We start from the raw sequence: 12,761 nt of genomic DNA on the forward strand, positions 1-12,761 counted from the left end.
CTGCTCGCTGTTGTAGTTGGCCATTGGCTCGACGCACACCAGCTTGCCGTCACGCAGTACCGCAATGCGCTGGGCGACACGGGCGAGCTCTTCGAGCCGGTGCGAAATATAAATGATCGCCACGCCCCGGGCCTGCAGACGGGTGATTTGTTCAAACAGCATTTCGACTTCACGGGCCGTCAACATGGCCGTGGGTTCGTCGAGGATCAGCACATGACAGTCGCCGATCAAATTGCGGGCAATCTCGACCATTTGCTGGTGGCCGATACCCAGGCTGCCCACCAGGGTGTCCGGGTCGATGGCGTCCAGGCCCACCTGGGCCATGGCTTCAATGGCGGCTTTGCGTAGTTGCTTGCGGCTGATCCAGCCGCAGTGGCTGGGCAGGTTGTCCAGGAACAGGTTTTCGGCCACGGTCAGCGTCGGCAGCAGGTTGAGTTCCTGCATGACCATGCGCACACCCAGCTCTTCAGCCTGGGTACGGCTGCCAGGGCGGTAATCCTGACCGTTGAATTGCATGTGCCCGGTGGTCGGTGTGACCAGCCCGCCGATAATCTTCGACAAGGTACTTTTACCGGCGCCGTTTTCACCGGTCAGCGCCAGCACTTCGCCGCGATTGAGCGACAGCGTGATGTCGGACAGAACCGGTTGGGCATAGGTCTTGCCGATACCGCTGACCGAGAGGACAGCGTTCGGGGCGGAAGATGACATAGGAAAATCTCCAGGCGCCCGCTCAGGACGAGCGGGCGCTGTTGGGTACTGCCAGGATTACTTCTTGAGAACGAGTTCGACCGGGGTCTCGATTACACCGTCTTTGGCCTCGACCTTTTCACCCTTGACCAGCTTGAGCGCGTTCTGGATACCGAATACGGCTTGATCCTTGGCAGCTTGGTCGGCAGTGGCGAGTACTCGGCCGTCCTGCAACATCGGCTTGATCGCTTCGATATTGTCGTAGCCAACCACCAGCACCTTGCCGGACTTGCCGGCAGCACGTACGGCAGAGACCGCGCCCAGCGCCATGTTGTCGTTACCGGCCAGCAGGGCCTTGAGGTCCGGGTATTCGCTCAGCATGGCCGAAGCCACCTTGCGCCCCTCGTCAATTTCCCAATTGCCGGACTGGGTGGAGACGATCTTCATGCCGGCGGCATCCATCGCATCCTTGAAGCCAGCCGTGCGCTGCTGGGCGTTGGTCGTGGTCGGCACGCCTTCGATGATGCCGACCTTGTCACCCGCAGCCAACTGCTTGGCCAGGTAGTCGCCCACCAGCTTGGCGCCTTTACGGTTGTCGGGGCCTACGAAGGGGATATCGAGGTTTTTGCCTTTAAGTACATCCGGGTCCAGGCGATTGTCGATGTTGACGATCTTGATCCTGGCTTTAGACGCATCTTCCAGTACTTTTACCAGCGCCTTGGAGTCAGCCGGCGCGATGACGATGGCATTGACCTTGGACAGGATCATCTGCTTGACGATGTCGATCTGGGCACTGGTATCGGTTTCGTTCTTGATGCCGTTGGTGATCATGTCGAAGTCGGCGGCGTGGGCTTTTTGATAGTCCTTGGCGCCGTCTTGCATGGTCACGAAGAATTCGTTGGCAAGGGATTTCATCACCAGGCCGACCTTGGGCTTGGCGGCGTCGTCAGCGAATGCAGAAGAGAGAGGTAAAGCGGCGGATGCGGCAGCAAGCACAGCGACAGCAAGAAGACGTCCAGCGAATGGCAGCTTCATGGGTGTACTCCGATCTTATGATTATTGTAAGCAACGCTTGCCACGAAACATCTCGCAAACGTTTGCGTTACACCAAACTATGAGAACCTTGTCGAGATTTGTCAACGGTAGAAAACGCAGTTTCATGCAACCCCTCTAACCCCTGCCCTGGCGCGCCGCAAAAGGAATCGTTAAACATCGCCGTCCCCTCCTGGCCGTTCTGTAAGACGACAACCCAGGATGATATTGCCGAGCCGCTGCCTGACACGCGTGAGGGCCTTTTCGGACAACCGAACGCAATATCGCAAGATGTTCGGAAAGCCGGATTTCCAACATTCAACTCCCGCGCTATAAAAACGAAAACCACCTTATAAAACATATAGTTATTTTATAAACCGCAAACCGGTGCGCTTGGTACAAATCCTGCTCTACCCCAGCACCTCGTGGCATTCAGAACCGCCCGGGTGTTCTAGATGAACCTGCTACAGCACTCATCAAAAACCAGAGAGAAAAATAATGACATCTGCACTGAAGAACTTTGTTCCGGGCGCGTTAGCCCTTCTGCTGCTGCTCCCTGTTGCCGTCCAGGCAAAGGAAGCTGAAACCAAGACCAAACTGTCCAACGTGGTGATCCTTGCCACCGGCGGCACCATTGCCGGCGCTGGTGCCAGCGCGGCCAACAGTGCCACGTACCAGGCGGCCAAGGTTGGCATTGAGCAATTGATCGCCGGTGTTCCTGAGCTTAGCCAGATCGCCAAAGTGCGCGGCGAGCAAGTGATGCAAATTGCGTCCGAAAGCATCAACAACGACAACCTGCTGCAACTGGGCCGTCGCGTCGCCGAACTGGCCGACAGCAAGGACGTGGACGGCATCGTGATCACCCACGGTACCGACACCCTGGAAGAAACGGCCTACTTCCTCAACCTGGTGGAAAAAACCGACAAGCCTATCGTCGTGGTCGGCTCCATGCGCCCTGGCACTGCCATGTCGGCGGACGGCATGCTCAACCTGTACAACGCCGTGGCCGTGGCCGGCAGCAAAGATGCGCGCGGCAAGGGCGTGCTGGTAACCATGAACGATGAGATCCAGTCGGGCCGTGATGTCAGCAAGATGATCAACATCAAGACCGAGGCCTTCAAGAGCCCGTGGGGCCCGCTGGGCATGGTGGTCGAAGGCAAATCCTACTGGTTCCGCCTGCCGGCCAAGCGTCACACCACTGACTCTGAGTTCGACATCAAGAACATCAAGAGCCTGCCCGATGTTGAAATCGCCTACGGCTATGGCAACGTAAGCGACACCGCTTACAAAGCCCTGGCCCAGGCTGGCGCAAAAGCCATCATCCACGCGGGCACCGGCAATGGCTCGGTGTCGTCAAAAGTCGTACCGGCACTGGTGGAGCTTCGCAAGCAAGGCGTGCAGATCATCCGCTCTTCCCACGTCAATGCCGGCGGTATGGTGCTGCGTAACGCCGAACAGCCTGATGACAAGTACGACTGGGTCGCTGCCCTTGACCTGAACCCACAGAAAGCACGCATTCTGGCGATGGTCGCCCTGACCAAGACCCAGGACAGCAAAGAGCTGCAGCGTATTTTCTGGGAATATTGATCCCCAGTGCTACCCCGGCAGGGGCGGATGTTCTCGCCCCTGCCACTGCGCAAAAACCTCCGCTAAAAAATACGCCCGTCCTACGCAACCCCACCCGCATCGCTATCAGACGAACCTCTTGAATTTTAAGCAGTTGCGAAATTGCTTACACTTAAATACTGTATGCACGTACAGCAAATTAAGGAATTCCTTGTGGCAAAGTCCTCTTCCGCAGCGCCAACACCACCTGATGCCTATGCACGCATGGCCATTCGCGTGCAAAAGATCATCAATTCGACCAACGCCCAAAAAGCCAAGGCAGCCTTGATCTTCCGCTTGCCGGATGAGCCAGAGGATGAATGGCAGCGCTTGCTGGAGGAAATCGCGGAGAACGACAACGTCACCCTCGCCTATCGGGACGACGGCGGCGTACAGATTTTCTGGGTTGTACCAAAGGAAGACTGATTCAATGAGTGCCCGTTTTATTGCTGTGTGCTGCCTGTTTTTTGCCGTCACCGCCCACGCCCAGGCGCCGCGAACCTTCAGCGAAGCCAAGAAAGTGGCCTGGAAGCTCTACGCGCCACAATCCACCGAGTTTTATTGTGGCTGCAAGTACACCGGTAACCGGGTTGACCTGAAAGCCTGCGGCTACATCCCGCGCAAAAACGCCAGTCGGGCGGCACGAATCGAGTGGGAGCACATCGTGCCGGCGTGGCAGATCGGGCATCAGCGTCAGTGCTGGCAAAACGGAGGGCGCAAAAACTGCACGCGCAATGATGAGGTGTTCAAACGCGCCGAAGCCGACCTGCACAATCTGGTGCCGAGCATCGGTGAGGTCAACGGCGACCGCAACAACTTCAGTTTTGGTTGGCTGCCAGTGCAAAACGGTCAGTACGGATCCTGCCTGACCCAGGTGGACTTCAAGGCCAAGAAGGTCATGCCGCGCCCCTCCGTTCGAGGGATGATCGCCCGAACCTATTTCTACATGAGCAAGCAATACGGCCTGCGCCTGTCGAAACAGGATCGCCAGCTCTACGAAGCCTGGAACAAGACCTACCCCGTCCAGACCTGGGAGCGCCAACGCAACCAGACCGTGGCATGCGTGATGGGGCGTGGCAATGAGTTTGTCGGCCCGGTGAACCTCAAGGCCTGCGGTTGAACGTGGGCGGACCTTCCGCCCAGCCATCCCGTTACTGCGCAGCCTTGTGTTCGATGATCTCGGAGACTGTGTCGGTTTTCTTCGCGCGGGCAAGTTTCTCGGCCAGCAGCGTCTGCTTGGCCTCGGCCTGCGCCTTGGTGGCGAATGGGCCCAGCAGCACTTCGTCCTTGCCCTCGACTTTCACGATATAAAAATTAAAACCATGCTCCAGCAACCAGGCTGTCAGGTCGGTGATCGCCTGCAGTTTATGGTCCGGCGGGCCGACCCGCAGGTCCCACTCCTGGGCGGCGATTGCGCCGGTTTGGGGCTGGCTTTCGGTCACGGCAGGCTTGGCCTTGGGGGCATCGACGCGTTCACCTTCACCGCAACCGGCCAACGCCAACACCGCAATTGCCATCGCTACTTTACGCACTGCCTTGCTCCTTTGAGGATAAAGAGGCGACTTTATCATTCACTGTCTATTCTGGCCGTCATAAACATCGGCTTAAACAATGCGAATCATGTATCGCAGACCTGTATGATGCCGCCATGGGAATTAATGTCGCCTCTATGCGTCCTAAAAGAGGCAGTCACAGGGAAGCGCTTAGCAGTAAGCTATACACACACGACATCTGCCCTGCCTGAAACATGTGTCCTTAAAAGTAATCAAGGAGAAGTCCATGCTTATACTCACCCGTAAAGTTGGTGAAAGCATAAACATCGGTGATGACATCACGATCACCATCCTGGGCGTCAGCGGCCAGCAAGTACGAATCGGCATCAATGCACCCAAGGATGTCGCCGTGCACCGCGAAGAGATTTACCAGCGCATCCAGGCCGGCCTGACTGCTCCGGATAAAAACCAGACGCCTTGACATGAAACGCCTCAGTAGCCAGCCCTTTCGTTCACTGTAACGGCTGGCGAAAACCCCTTCGAACGGCTCCTGTTCTGGCGCCGGCACAACGCCTTGGACTTCGCGCAAACAGAGAGCATGGTTCACGCATCAAACTCGTCACCCTATTAACACCCCAAGGTCTCTGACCGGCCAATCTCTCGATCTGATCACTGGTGTTTACAGGGACGCTACACTGCCTATGCTTTGACGTGCACGGTTACCCAAAGGCGCAGAAGCAGATGGACACCCTGAGTAAATCCGAAATCGAATCCGCCCTTGCGGCTCGCCTGCCCAGCTACAACATCACCTGCACGCTGCACACCGACGGCACGCTTTCGGCCGTGCTCAGCGGCCCGGAAACCGACCATTTTGCAATTACCGGAATAGTGCGGGCGCACTATCGAGGCGCCGAGGCCATTGCTCGGCTGGCCAATGAACTGCTCAGGGAAATGGTGCTTTCACGTCAAGGCATTCGAAAAGGCCGAGACCAATAACAGACTCGGCCTTTTTCACATCCACTCAAACGCTCAATACGTACAGCAAGCCCTCGGCATCACGCTGCACTCGCAAGCGTTCATACCCATCGGTCAAAGGATGCTCCGTCACCATCGGCGCATGATGCGTGGAACTCACCACCATTACATCCGCCCCCGCCGCCTCTGCCGCGCGAATACCCACTATCGCGTCTTCGAACACCAAACACTCCTGCACCGGCACACCCAGACGCTGGGCACCGAGCACATAACAGGCTGGGTTGGGTTTGCCGATGGCGACGTCTTCGGCCGTGACCATGACCGCTGGTGGCGCGATGCCTGCCGCGTTCAGCCTACGCAACGCCAGTTCCCTGGGAGCGGAGGTGACCAACGCCCATTGATCCCCCGGCACACTGTTCAAAAACGCGACAGCGCCAGCGATGGCCACCACGCCTTCGACATCATTGATCTCCGCCTCGGTAATCCACTGCGCCTCGACTTCAGGATCGACGCCGGGCAGCGCCTGGCGGGTAATCGTGTCGATGGCGCGTGCGCCGTGGATGGTTGCCAGGAACGCCGGAACATCCAGGCCATGGCGTTCAGCCCAGATGCCCCACACCCGCTCGGCGGCGGCAATGGAATTGAGCAGAGTGCCGTCCATGTCAAACAGGAAGGCGCGATAACGATGGGCAAATACGGCTGAACCAGGGATGGACACGGCGTGGCTTCCTCGCGGGCTGTAACAAATAATGGGCCCGGTGCAATCTACGGATCACTGTGCACGTTGTAAACGCCACCCGCGCGCCACGCGTGCATTACAGAGTTGTAATCAAGCGGTCAGTCTTCCGAGCCCCCTCGTTTCATACAGTGGAGTCGTCAGTCAGCCACACCGGCTGACGTCACTTCCCACTCATGAACAAGGGTCCGCCTGATGAAGCCTGTAAGCAAACTCTGCCTGATCGCCGCCAGCCTGCTGATGCTGGGCACCGGCACCGCCATGGCCGGCACAGTGGCATCGGTCAAAGCCAACAACGTGGTGCTGGTGCACGGGTCCTGGGCCGACGGCTCAAGCTGGTCCGAGGTGATCAGCCGCCTGCAGGCGGCTGGCCTCCACGTCACCGCCGTGCAAAACCCACTGACATCGGTAGCCGACGATGTGGCCGCCACCAACCGCGTGCTGGCCCAACAGGACGGCCCTACCGTACTGGTCGGCCATTCCTACGCCGGTACCGTCGTCAGCGACGCCGGGGTCAATCCGAAAGTCAGCGCCCTGGTGTACGTCGCCGCCCGTGCACCAGACGCCAACGAAGACTTCGTCGCGCTTTCTGCCAAGTACCCGACCATGCCCGTACGTTCAGGCGTGGAGGATCACGACGGTTACCTCACCCTGAACCAGGACGCCTTCCTCAACTACTTCGCCGCCGACGTGCCACGGGCCAAGGCCATGGAGTTGTATGCCGTGCAGCAGCCGATCACCAAGACACTGTTCAGTGGCCGCACCGTGAACGCCGCCTGGCACACCAAGCCGTCGTGGTACGCGGTGTCGGCGAACGACCAGACCATCAGCCCCGACCTGGAGCGCTTCCTCGCCAAGCGTATGAACGCCTCCACCCTCGAACTGCCGTCGAGCCACTTGTCGCTGGTGTCCCACGCTAAGGAAATCACCGACCTGATCCTCGAAGCGTCCGGCCGCCAGCCGTAAGCCCTTCATTACAAACTTGTCATCGTCCTGTTGGCGGGCTGTTTGGGTCGCCTGGTTACTGTGAACCCACTGCCACGACCTGGCAGCCCCTTTTTAAGAGAGATCGCCATGAAACTGTTTATGTTCGGCTTCACCGCCTTGCTTGCCACCGGCTCTGTATATGCAGCCGATGTCCCCGCCGTGATCCACGACAAGACCGGCTTTTTTGTGCACCTGGACGTGGACAAGGTACTGTCGAGCACCGACACCTACGGCCAATGCGGCGTCGTCCCCGCGCGGCTCGACTACCTGGACCACCAGGGCCGCGAACATGTGCTGGATTACCAGGTACAAGGCATGGGCTGCCCCAGCGACAACTGATCGGACTACACTTGCGCACCACTAGAGACAGGGCATCCTCCATGAACATTCTTGTCGTCGAAGACGAACCCAAGGCAGGCAATTACCTGCTCAACGGCCTGCAAGAGTTGGGCTACTCCGTCAGCCTCGCCCGCGATGGCGTGGACGGCTTGCACCAGGCGCTGGAGACCCCGTTCGATGTGATCGTGCTGGATGTGATGATGCCCAAGATGGACGGCTGGGAAGTGCTGCGCCGCCTGCGCAAGGAAGCTGACACCCCGGTACTTTTCCTGACGGCCCGCGACGATATTGCTGACCGCATCAAGGGCCTGGAACTGGGCGCCGACGATTACCTGATCAAACCCTTCTCTTTCGCCGAACTGGTGGCGCGCCTTCGTACCCTTACTCGCCGTGGTCCGAGCCGCGAAGAAGAGCAGTTGCAGATCGCCGATCTGCACATTGATGTGTTGAAGCGCCGCGTCACCCGTGCCGGCACGCGCATCACCCTGACCAACAAGGAGTTCGCCCTGCTGCATCTGTTCGCGACCCACCAGGACCAGGTGCTGTCCCGCTCGCTGATCGCCTCCCGGGTATGGGACATGAACTTCGACAGCGACACCAACGTGGTCGATGTGGCCGTGCGGCGCCTGCGTCTGAAGGTCGACGACCCATTCCAACTCAAGCTGATCCACAGCGTGCGCGGCATCGGCTACCGCTTCGATACCCAGCCATGAGCACCGGTCGACATCACTCCCTGACCCTGCGCCTGGCGCTGATCTTCGCCCTGCTCGCCTTTGCATTGCTGGCCACCTTGGGTGTGGCACTGTACCGCGAACTGGAGCGTGAACTGGTGAGGCGTGACGACGCCGCACTGATCTCTCGCGTGGATCAACTGCGCAACCTGCTCAACGACAGCAATACCCTGGACCTGATCAAGACCAAACCCGAGCTGTTCCAGAACATGCTGGGCAACCGCGAATCCGTGCTGAGCATCTCCGCGCCTGGGCAAAAACCGCTGTTGTTGGTGAACCCGGGCAATATCGACGTGCCTTCCGTACCTGCCGTGCCGAAAAACCACGCGCTGGGCCTTGGCGACGTACACCACTTTCCTGGCGTGAATGGCGTACCGTATGCCACCGTGGCGGCGTCCATCGACTCCGGCGACCTGGGCAGCCTGCAAGTCACCACGGGGCGCCTGATGACCGAGCGCACCGCTGTGCTCGCCAGCTATCGGTTGAGCGTTTATATCCTGGCAAGTATCGCCGCGCTCATCCTGGCGCTGGTGGGTTACCTGCTGGTGCATCGTGGCCTGCTGCCGTTGCGACGGCTGGCCCGGCATGCCCAAGGGATCGGGGTAAGTAACCTCAGCGAACGCCTCGACAGCCAGGGCGCGCCAAAGGAACTGTTGCCGATGATTGACGCCTTCAACACCATGCTCGAACGCCTGGCCAAGGGCTTCGTGCAATTGGGCCAGGTGTCCACCGACATGGCTCACGAACTGCGCACACCGATCAATAACCTGCTGGGTGAAACTCAGGTGGCGCTGCAACAGAGCCGCAGCATCGAAGGTTATCAGCAACTGTTGGCGTCCAATGTCGAAGAGCTTGAACGCCTGGCGCGGATGCTCGACAACATGCTGTTCCTGGCCCGCACTGACCCTGCCAGCGCGTTAAACCAGCGTCAGGAACTAAGCGCTGCCGATGAAGTGGAGCGCATCGCCGACTACTTCGAAGGCTTGGCCAGCGATGTGCAAATCAGTATCCATGCCGAGGGCGAAGGCGTGATCTGGGCCGAGCCGATGCTACTGCGCCGGGCGCTGGCCAACCTGTGCGCCAACGCCATCAAGTATGGCGCGCCAGGTACCGAACTGGTGATCCGTGCCTTGCCAAATGCCGAGGGCATCAACCTGCGGGTCAGCAACCAGGGCGAAACGATTGGCCCTGAGCATCTACCCAGGTTGTTCGAGCGGTTTTACCGGGTGGATGAATCGCGCGAACGCTCAGCCCAATCCAATGGGCTGGGCCTGTCGATTGTGGCGACGATCATGCAACTGCATAACGGGCACTACGACGTCAGCAGTGAAGCGGGAGTGACGTGCTTTGAATTGTTCTTCCCACGGCGAGAAGACTGAACAGTACGCGCCAGACACCCGGTGGTATTTTGCAAAAGTTTGCCTGTCACGCTTGGCCAAAACACCCACTACTCTTGCTTCCCATATGCAATCTCACAGTATTTGAAACAGGTGGCATGCTTTGGAGAAGAAACAGTATCTATTTAGCCAGACCAACGCGCAGAACATCCCGGTTCAAGGTGGAAACGGTGGCGGTAATGACGGCGGCTCAGGCATGGAGAAACGCCTAGGCTTACTGGAGAAGAGGCTAGCGGAAATGAAAGAGAAGCTATTTGCCGTTTCGAACAAGACAGATGCCATTGAAAAACACTTCGCCACCAAGGCCGACCTGGCGACCACGGAACTGAACCTGATCAAGTGGTATGTTGCCACCGCGTTCGCAATGACCGGCCTGGCCTGTGCCATTACCTTCGGGCTCACCCGCCTGTTCGCTACCTAGGGCCTGGCGGGAAGATCAACTGACCTGGCCGCCGGTTTGCGTCACATCTACGGGGGTTTGCCAGGCTGTCAGCACAGCCTTCAGCAAGCCCTCTACCATCCTGTCCAATGCCATCGAAGGCCTGCTCGAATCAGCCACTTGCTCAGGCAGCCAAGGCACATGAATAAATCCACTGCGCACGACCGTCCCAAACAAAGCATGCTGCAACAGATAGAACACCTGGTTGCACACAAACGTGCCAGCCGTTTGTGAAACCGACGCACCAATACCCGCCTCGCGCACAGCATTGACCATCGCCTTGATCGGCAGCGTGCTGAAGTAGGCCGCCGGGCCTGCCTCCACCACCGGTGTGTCGACAGGTTGCTCCCCCAGGTTATCGGGGATGCGAGCATCGTTGACGTTGATTGCCACCCGCTCGATGGAAATATCACTACGCCCAGGGCCAAGGCCCGTGGCGATGACCATCGCCGGGCGCAACTCATTGATCAACTGCGTCAGGCATTGACCCGCCGTGGCAAACGCGCAGGGCAGCCGGCGAGCCACAATCTGTACATCAGCACCCAACTGGACGCCGTCCAACTGGCGCACGGCTTCCCAGGAGGGGTTCACTCCATCCTGATCAAAGGGCTCGAACCCTGTCAGCAGCACGATTTGCATCCTGGCCTCACATCAGCAGGTAAAGCAGCACAATATTTACCACCAGCATCATCAACGCGGTGGGCAGCTGGGCCTTGATGACAGCATTCTTGTCCGGCAGCTCCAGCAATGCCGCCGGCACGATGTTGAAGTTGGCCGCCATCGGGGTCATCAAGGTACCGCAATAACCGGAAAACATGCCGATAGCCGCCATTACCGCCGGGTTGCCGCCATAGATCCCCACCAGCACCGGCACGCCAACCCCGCCGGTCATCACCGGGAACGCAGCAAAGCCATTACCCATGATTACCGTGAACAAGGCCATGCCCAGCACATAGACCATCACTGCCACCAACTTGAAATCCAGGTTGATGTACGTGGTCGTCACATGGGCGACTGCCGTGCCTACACCCGCTTCATTGAACAGCAACCCGAGCATCGCCAGCATCTGTGGCAGCACCATGGCCCAACCGAGGGCTTCGGTGAGGCGTCGGGATTCGCGCAGGGCTTGTACCGGCGTATCACGGGTCAACCAGCACGCCAGGGCGAGGGCAATCAGGCAGCCGATGCCCAGCGAGACGAAGGTGGTGTTTTTAGGGTCCAGCAACGGCACGCCGCCGATCTCTGTGTGCTTGAGCAAGACCGAGCCGATCACCGTCGTCAGCGGAATGGCCAATGCCGGAATGAATAGCTTGTGGCCCAGGCGGCCAGCACTGGCGCGGGACGCCTTGACATGCAGTTCGGCGTGCTGGCCACGCCCCACTCCCCCCATGCCGGCGATCAGTGCCATCACCACCACGCCGACACCGATAACCACCGGCGCAAGGCGCTCACCCACCAGGAACGGGATAGCAAACAGCAGCCAAAACAGTGCACTGGACCAGCGCTTGGGGTGGGTGCGATCGAGCAGGATCATGCCGGCGGTAATCAGCAGCAGGACGCCTGCCAGCCAGTAGAGGTATTGAATGGAAATGATCATTGCGCGGCCTCCACGGGCGTGGCGGCAGGTGTCAGTTCACGGGTGAGCTTTCGGTCGAAGCGATGAAGCCGTATCCCATGCACGATAAACGCACAGATCGCAGTGGGAATGCCCCACACGGCAATATGCAGCGGCTCGACATCGATCCCTGACCCCAGCAGGAACGTGTGCATCAACGCAATTGCGCCAAAGGCCACGAAAATATCCTCACCAAAAAACAGCCCGACGTTGTCGGTCGCGGCACACATGGCCAACACCTTGTGACGCACTTTGTCCGGCAGTTTCCCATAGCGTTTTTCCGCCGCGCCTTCGGCCATCGGCGCCAGCAGCGGACGCACCATTTGCGGGTGCCCGCCCAGGCTGGTCAACCCCATGGCCGCCGTGGACTCGCGCACAAACAGATAAATGATCAACAAGCGCCCAACCGTGGCGCGCTCGAAGCGCGCAATCCAGTTCTGCGCATGCAGGCGCAGCCCATGGCGCTCCAGCAGGCCGATGACCGCCAGGGGCAATAACAGGATCAATTGCAGGGCACGGGTCTGAAGGAAACCTTCCCCCATGGTGGCGAGGATTTTTTCCAACGGAAAATGGGCAGCAAGGCCCGTGGCGATAGCGGCGGCAGTGACCACCAGTAGCGGGTTGAAGCGCAAGAAAAAGCCAACCACGATGACAAGTACGCCGATCAACGGCCATAAATTCACAACAGTCTGCATGACGGTGAGGTCCTTAAAATGCGCGCTGCG

Annotated in this window: 17 protein-coding genes; 10 read left to right on the forward strand and 7 right to left on the reverse strand. The window is 59.0% G+C overall.

Features of this window, described 5'->3' with window-relative positions; translation table 11 throughout:
• Both DYL59_RS21495 and DYL59_RS21500 read right to left on the reverse strand, forming a co-directional pair.
• The coding region (locus tag DYL59_RS21495) for an ATP-binding cassette domain-containing protein (RefSeq protein WP_135290980.1) at window positions 1–708 on the reverse strand (708 nt) is incomplete at its 3' end.
• A gap of 57 nt (window positions 709–765) precedes the next feature.
• The gene (locus tag DYL59_RS21500; protein ID WP_135290981.1) at window positions 766–1,722 is read right to left on the reverse strand and encodes a sugar ABC transporter substrate-binding protein; all 957 of its coding nucleotides are present in this window, start codon (window positions 1,720–1,722) and stop codon (window positions 766–768) included.
• Window positions 1,723–2,217: 495 nt separating this feature from the next.
• Between DYL59_RS21500 and DYL59_RS21505 the strand changes: the two genes are divergently transcribed.
• The 3 genes from DYL59_RS21505 to DYL59_RS21515 all read left to right on the forward strand — a co-directional run bounded on the left by DYL59_RS21505 (window position 2,218) and on the right by DYL59_RS21515 (window position 4,444).
• On the forward strand, window positions 2,218–3,306 hold the full coding sequence (locus tag DYL59_RS21505; protein WP_135290982.1) for an asparaginase: 1,089 nt from the start codon (window positions 2,218–2,220) through the stop codon (window positions 3,304–3,306).
• A 192-nt stretch (window positions 3,307–3,498) separates the two neighbouring features.
• Complete coding sequence (locus tag DYL59_RS21510) at window positions 3,499–3,750, forward strand: DUF1654 domain-containing protein (RefSeq protein WP_135290983.1); 252 nt, start codon at window positions 3,499–3,501, stop codon at window positions 3,748–3,750.
• A 4-nt stretch (window positions 3,751–3,754) separates the two neighbouring features.
• Window positions 3,755–4,444, forward strand: coding sequence for an endonuclease (locus DYL59_RS21515; protein WP_135290984.1), 690 nt, complete (start codon window positions 3,755–3,757; stop codon window positions 4,442–4,444).
• A 31-nt stretch (window positions 4,445–4,475) separates the two neighbouring features.
• Here DYL59_RS21515 and DYL59_RS21520 read toward each other — a convergent pair whose 3' ends face one another.
• Entirely contained in the window at window positions 4,476–4,856 is a 381-nt protein-coding gene (locus DYL59_RS21520; protein ID WP_135290985.1) for an SPOR domain-containing protein, read from the reverse strand.
• A gap of 247 nt (window positions 4,857–5,103) precedes the next feature.
• Between DYL59_RS21520 and csrA the strand changes: the two genes are divergently transcribed.
• Together csrA and DYL59_RS21530 are read left to right on the forward strand one after the other, a co-directional pair.
• Window positions 5,104–5,298 carry a carbon storage regulator CsrA gene (gene csrA, locus DYL59_RS21525; protein ID WP_003192511.1) on the forward strand — a complete coding sequence of 65 codons (195 nt, stop codon included), beginning with the start codon at window positions 5,104–5,106 and terminating at the stop codon, window positions 5,296–5,298.
• 260 nt (window positions 5,299–5,558) lie between these two features.
• Window positions 5,559–5,813: a hypothetical protein gene (locus DYL59_RS21530; protein ID WP_135290986.1), complete on the forward strand. Its 255-nt coding sequence runs from the start codon at window positions 5,559–5,561 to the stop codon at window positions 5,811–5,813.
• A gap of 25 nt (window positions 5,814–5,838) precedes the next feature.
• Here the strand turns inward: DYL59_RS21530 and DYL59_RS21535 are convergent, their stop codons facing one another.
• The gene (locus DYL59_RS21535) at window positions 5,839–6,510 is read right to left on the reverse strand and encodes an HAD-IA family hydrolase (protein WP_135290987.1); all 672 of its coding nucleotides are present in this window, start codon (window positions 6,508–6,510) and stop codon (window positions 5,839–5,841) included.
• A 213-nt stretch (window positions 6,511–6,723) separates the two neighbouring features.
• Here DYL59_RS21535 and DYL59_RS21540 point away from each other — a divergent pair, with 213 nt between their 5' ends.
• The 5 genes from DYL59_RS21540 to DYL59_RS21560 all read left to right on the forward strand — a co-directional run bounded on the left by DYL59_RS21540 (window position 6,724) and on the right by DYL59_RS21560 (window position 10,403).
• The gene (locus DYL59_RS21540) at window positions 6,724–7,494 is read left to right on the forward strand and encodes an alpha/beta fold hydrolase (protein ID WP_135290988.1); all 771 of its coding nucleotides are present in this window, start codon (window positions 6,724–6,726) and stop codon (window positions 7,492–7,494) included.
• Between the two features lie 108 nt (window positions 7,495–7,602).
• The gene (locus tag DYL59_RS21545; protein WP_135290989.1) at window positions 7,603–7,854 is read left to right on the forward strand and encodes a DUF2790 domain-containing protein; all 252 of its coding nucleotides are present in this window, start codon (window positions 7,603–7,605) and stop codon (window positions 7,852–7,854) included.
• A 41-nt stretch (window positions 7,855–7,895) separates the two neighbouring features.
• Window positions 7,896–8,567, forward strand: coding sequence for a heavy metal response regulator transcription factor (locus DYL59_RS21550; RefSeq protein WP_135290990.1), 672 nt, complete (start codon window positions 7,896–7,898; stop codon window positions 8,565–8,567).
• Window positions 8,564–9,964, forward strand: a complete 1,401-nt coding sequence (locus DYL59_RS21555; RefSeq protein WP_135290991.1) for a heavy metal sensor histidine kinase — start codon at window positions 8,564–8,566, stop codon at window positions 9,962–9,964. The genes DYL59_RS21550 and DYL59_RS21555 overlap by 4 nt, the downstream gene beginning before the upstream one ends.
• A 121-nt stretch (window positions 9,965–10,085) precedes the next feature.
• The gene (locus tag DYL59_RS21560; protein ID WP_238340755.1) at window positions 10,086–10,403 is read left to right on the forward strand and encodes a hypothetical protein; all 318 of its coding nucleotides are present in this window, start codon (window positions 10,086–10,088) and stop codon (window positions 10,401–10,403) included.
• A 15-nt stretch (window positions 10,404–10,418) separates the two neighbouring features.
• Here DYL59_RS21560 and pcp read toward each other — a convergent pair whose 3' ends face one another.
• Genes pcp through DYL59_RS21575 form a run of 3 tightly spaced genes read right to left on the reverse strand, consistent with a single transcriptional unit; the run spans window position 10,419 to window position 12,731 of the window.
• Window positions 10,419–11,060 carry a pyroglutamyl-peptidase I gene (gene pcp / locus DYL59_RS21565; protein WP_135290992.1) on the reverse strand — a complete coding sequence of 214 codons (642 nt, stop codon included), beginning with the start codon at window positions 11,058–11,060 and terminating at the stop codon, window positions 10,419–10,421.
• A gap of 7 nt (window positions 11,061–11,067) precedes the next feature.
• On the reverse strand, window positions 11,068–12,018 hold the full coding sequence (locus tag DYL59_RS21570; protein WP_135290993.1) for a DUF979 domain-containing protein: 951 nt from the start codon (window positions 12,016–12,018) through the stop codon (window positions 11,068–11,070).
• Window positions 12,015–12,731: a DUF969 domain-containing protein gene (locus DYL59_RS21575; RefSeq protein ID WP_135290994.1), complete on the reverse strand. Its 717-nt coding sequence runs from the start codon at window positions 12,729–12,731 to the stop codon at window positions 12,015–12,017. The genes DYL59_RS21570 and DYL59_RS21575 overlap by 4 nt, the downstream gene beginning before the upstream one ends.
• Window positions 12,732–12,761: the final 30 nt, after the last annotated feature.

The organism is Pseudomonas kairouanensis (genome assembly GCF_004682055.1).
Classification (GTDB): Bacteria; Pseudomonadota; Gammaproteobacteria; order Pseudomonadales; family Pseudomonadaceae; genus Aquipseudomonas; species Aquipseudomonas kairouanensis.

Excerpts from the sequence above, each read along its gene's own strand:
- pcp (WP_135290992.1), bottom strand. The coding sequence starts at position 11,060 with ATGCAAATCGTGCTGCTGACAGGGTTCGAGCCCTTTGATCAGGATGGA.
- DYL59_RS21540 (WP_135290988.1), top strand. The coding sequence starts at position 6,724 with ATGAAGCCTGTAAGCAAACTCTGCCTGATCGCCGCCAGCCTGCTGATG.
- DYL59_RS21550 (WP_135290990.1), top strand. The coding sequence starts at position 7,896 with ATGAACATTCTTGTCGTCGAAGACGAACCCAAGGCAGGCAATTACCTG.
- DYL59_RS21555 (WP_135290991.1), top strand. The coding sequence starts at position 8,564 with ATGAGCACCGGTCGACATCACTCCCTGACCCTGCGCCTGGCGCTGATC.
- DYL59_RS21575 (WP_135290994.1), bottom strand. The coding sequence starts at position 12,731 with ATGCAGACTGTTGTGAATTTATGGCCGTTGATCGGCGTACTTGTCATC.
- DYL59_RS21500 (WP_135290981.1), bottom strand. The coding sequence starts at position 1,722 with ATGAAGCTGCCATTCGCTGGACGTCTTCTTGCTGTCGCTGTGCTTGCT.
- DYL59_RS21515 (WP_135290984.1), top strand. The coding sequence starts at position 3,755 with ATGAGTGCCCGTTTTATTGCTGTGTGCTGCCTGTTTTTTGCCGTCACC.
- DYL59_RS21545 (WP_135290989.1), top strand. The coding sequence starts at position 7,603 with ATGAAACTGTTTATGTTCGGCTTCACCGCCTTGCTTGCCACCGGCTCT.
- DYL59_RS21570 (WP_135290993.1), bottom strand. The coding sequence starts at position 12,018 with ATGATCATTTCCATTCAATACCTCTACTGGCTGGCAGGCGTCCTGCTG.
- DYL59_RS21505 (WP_135290982.1), top strand. The coding sequence starts at position 2,218 with ATGACATCTGCACTGAAGAACTTTGTTCCGGGCGCGTTAGCCCTTCTG.
- csrA (WP_003192511.1), top strand. The coding sequence starts at position 5,104 with ATGCTTATACTCACCCGTAAAGTTGGTGAAAGCATAAACATCGGTGAT.
- DYL59_RS21530 (WP_135290986.1), top strand. The coding sequence starts at position 5,559 with ATGGACACCCTGAGTAAATCCGAAATCGAATCCGCCCTTGCGGCTCGC.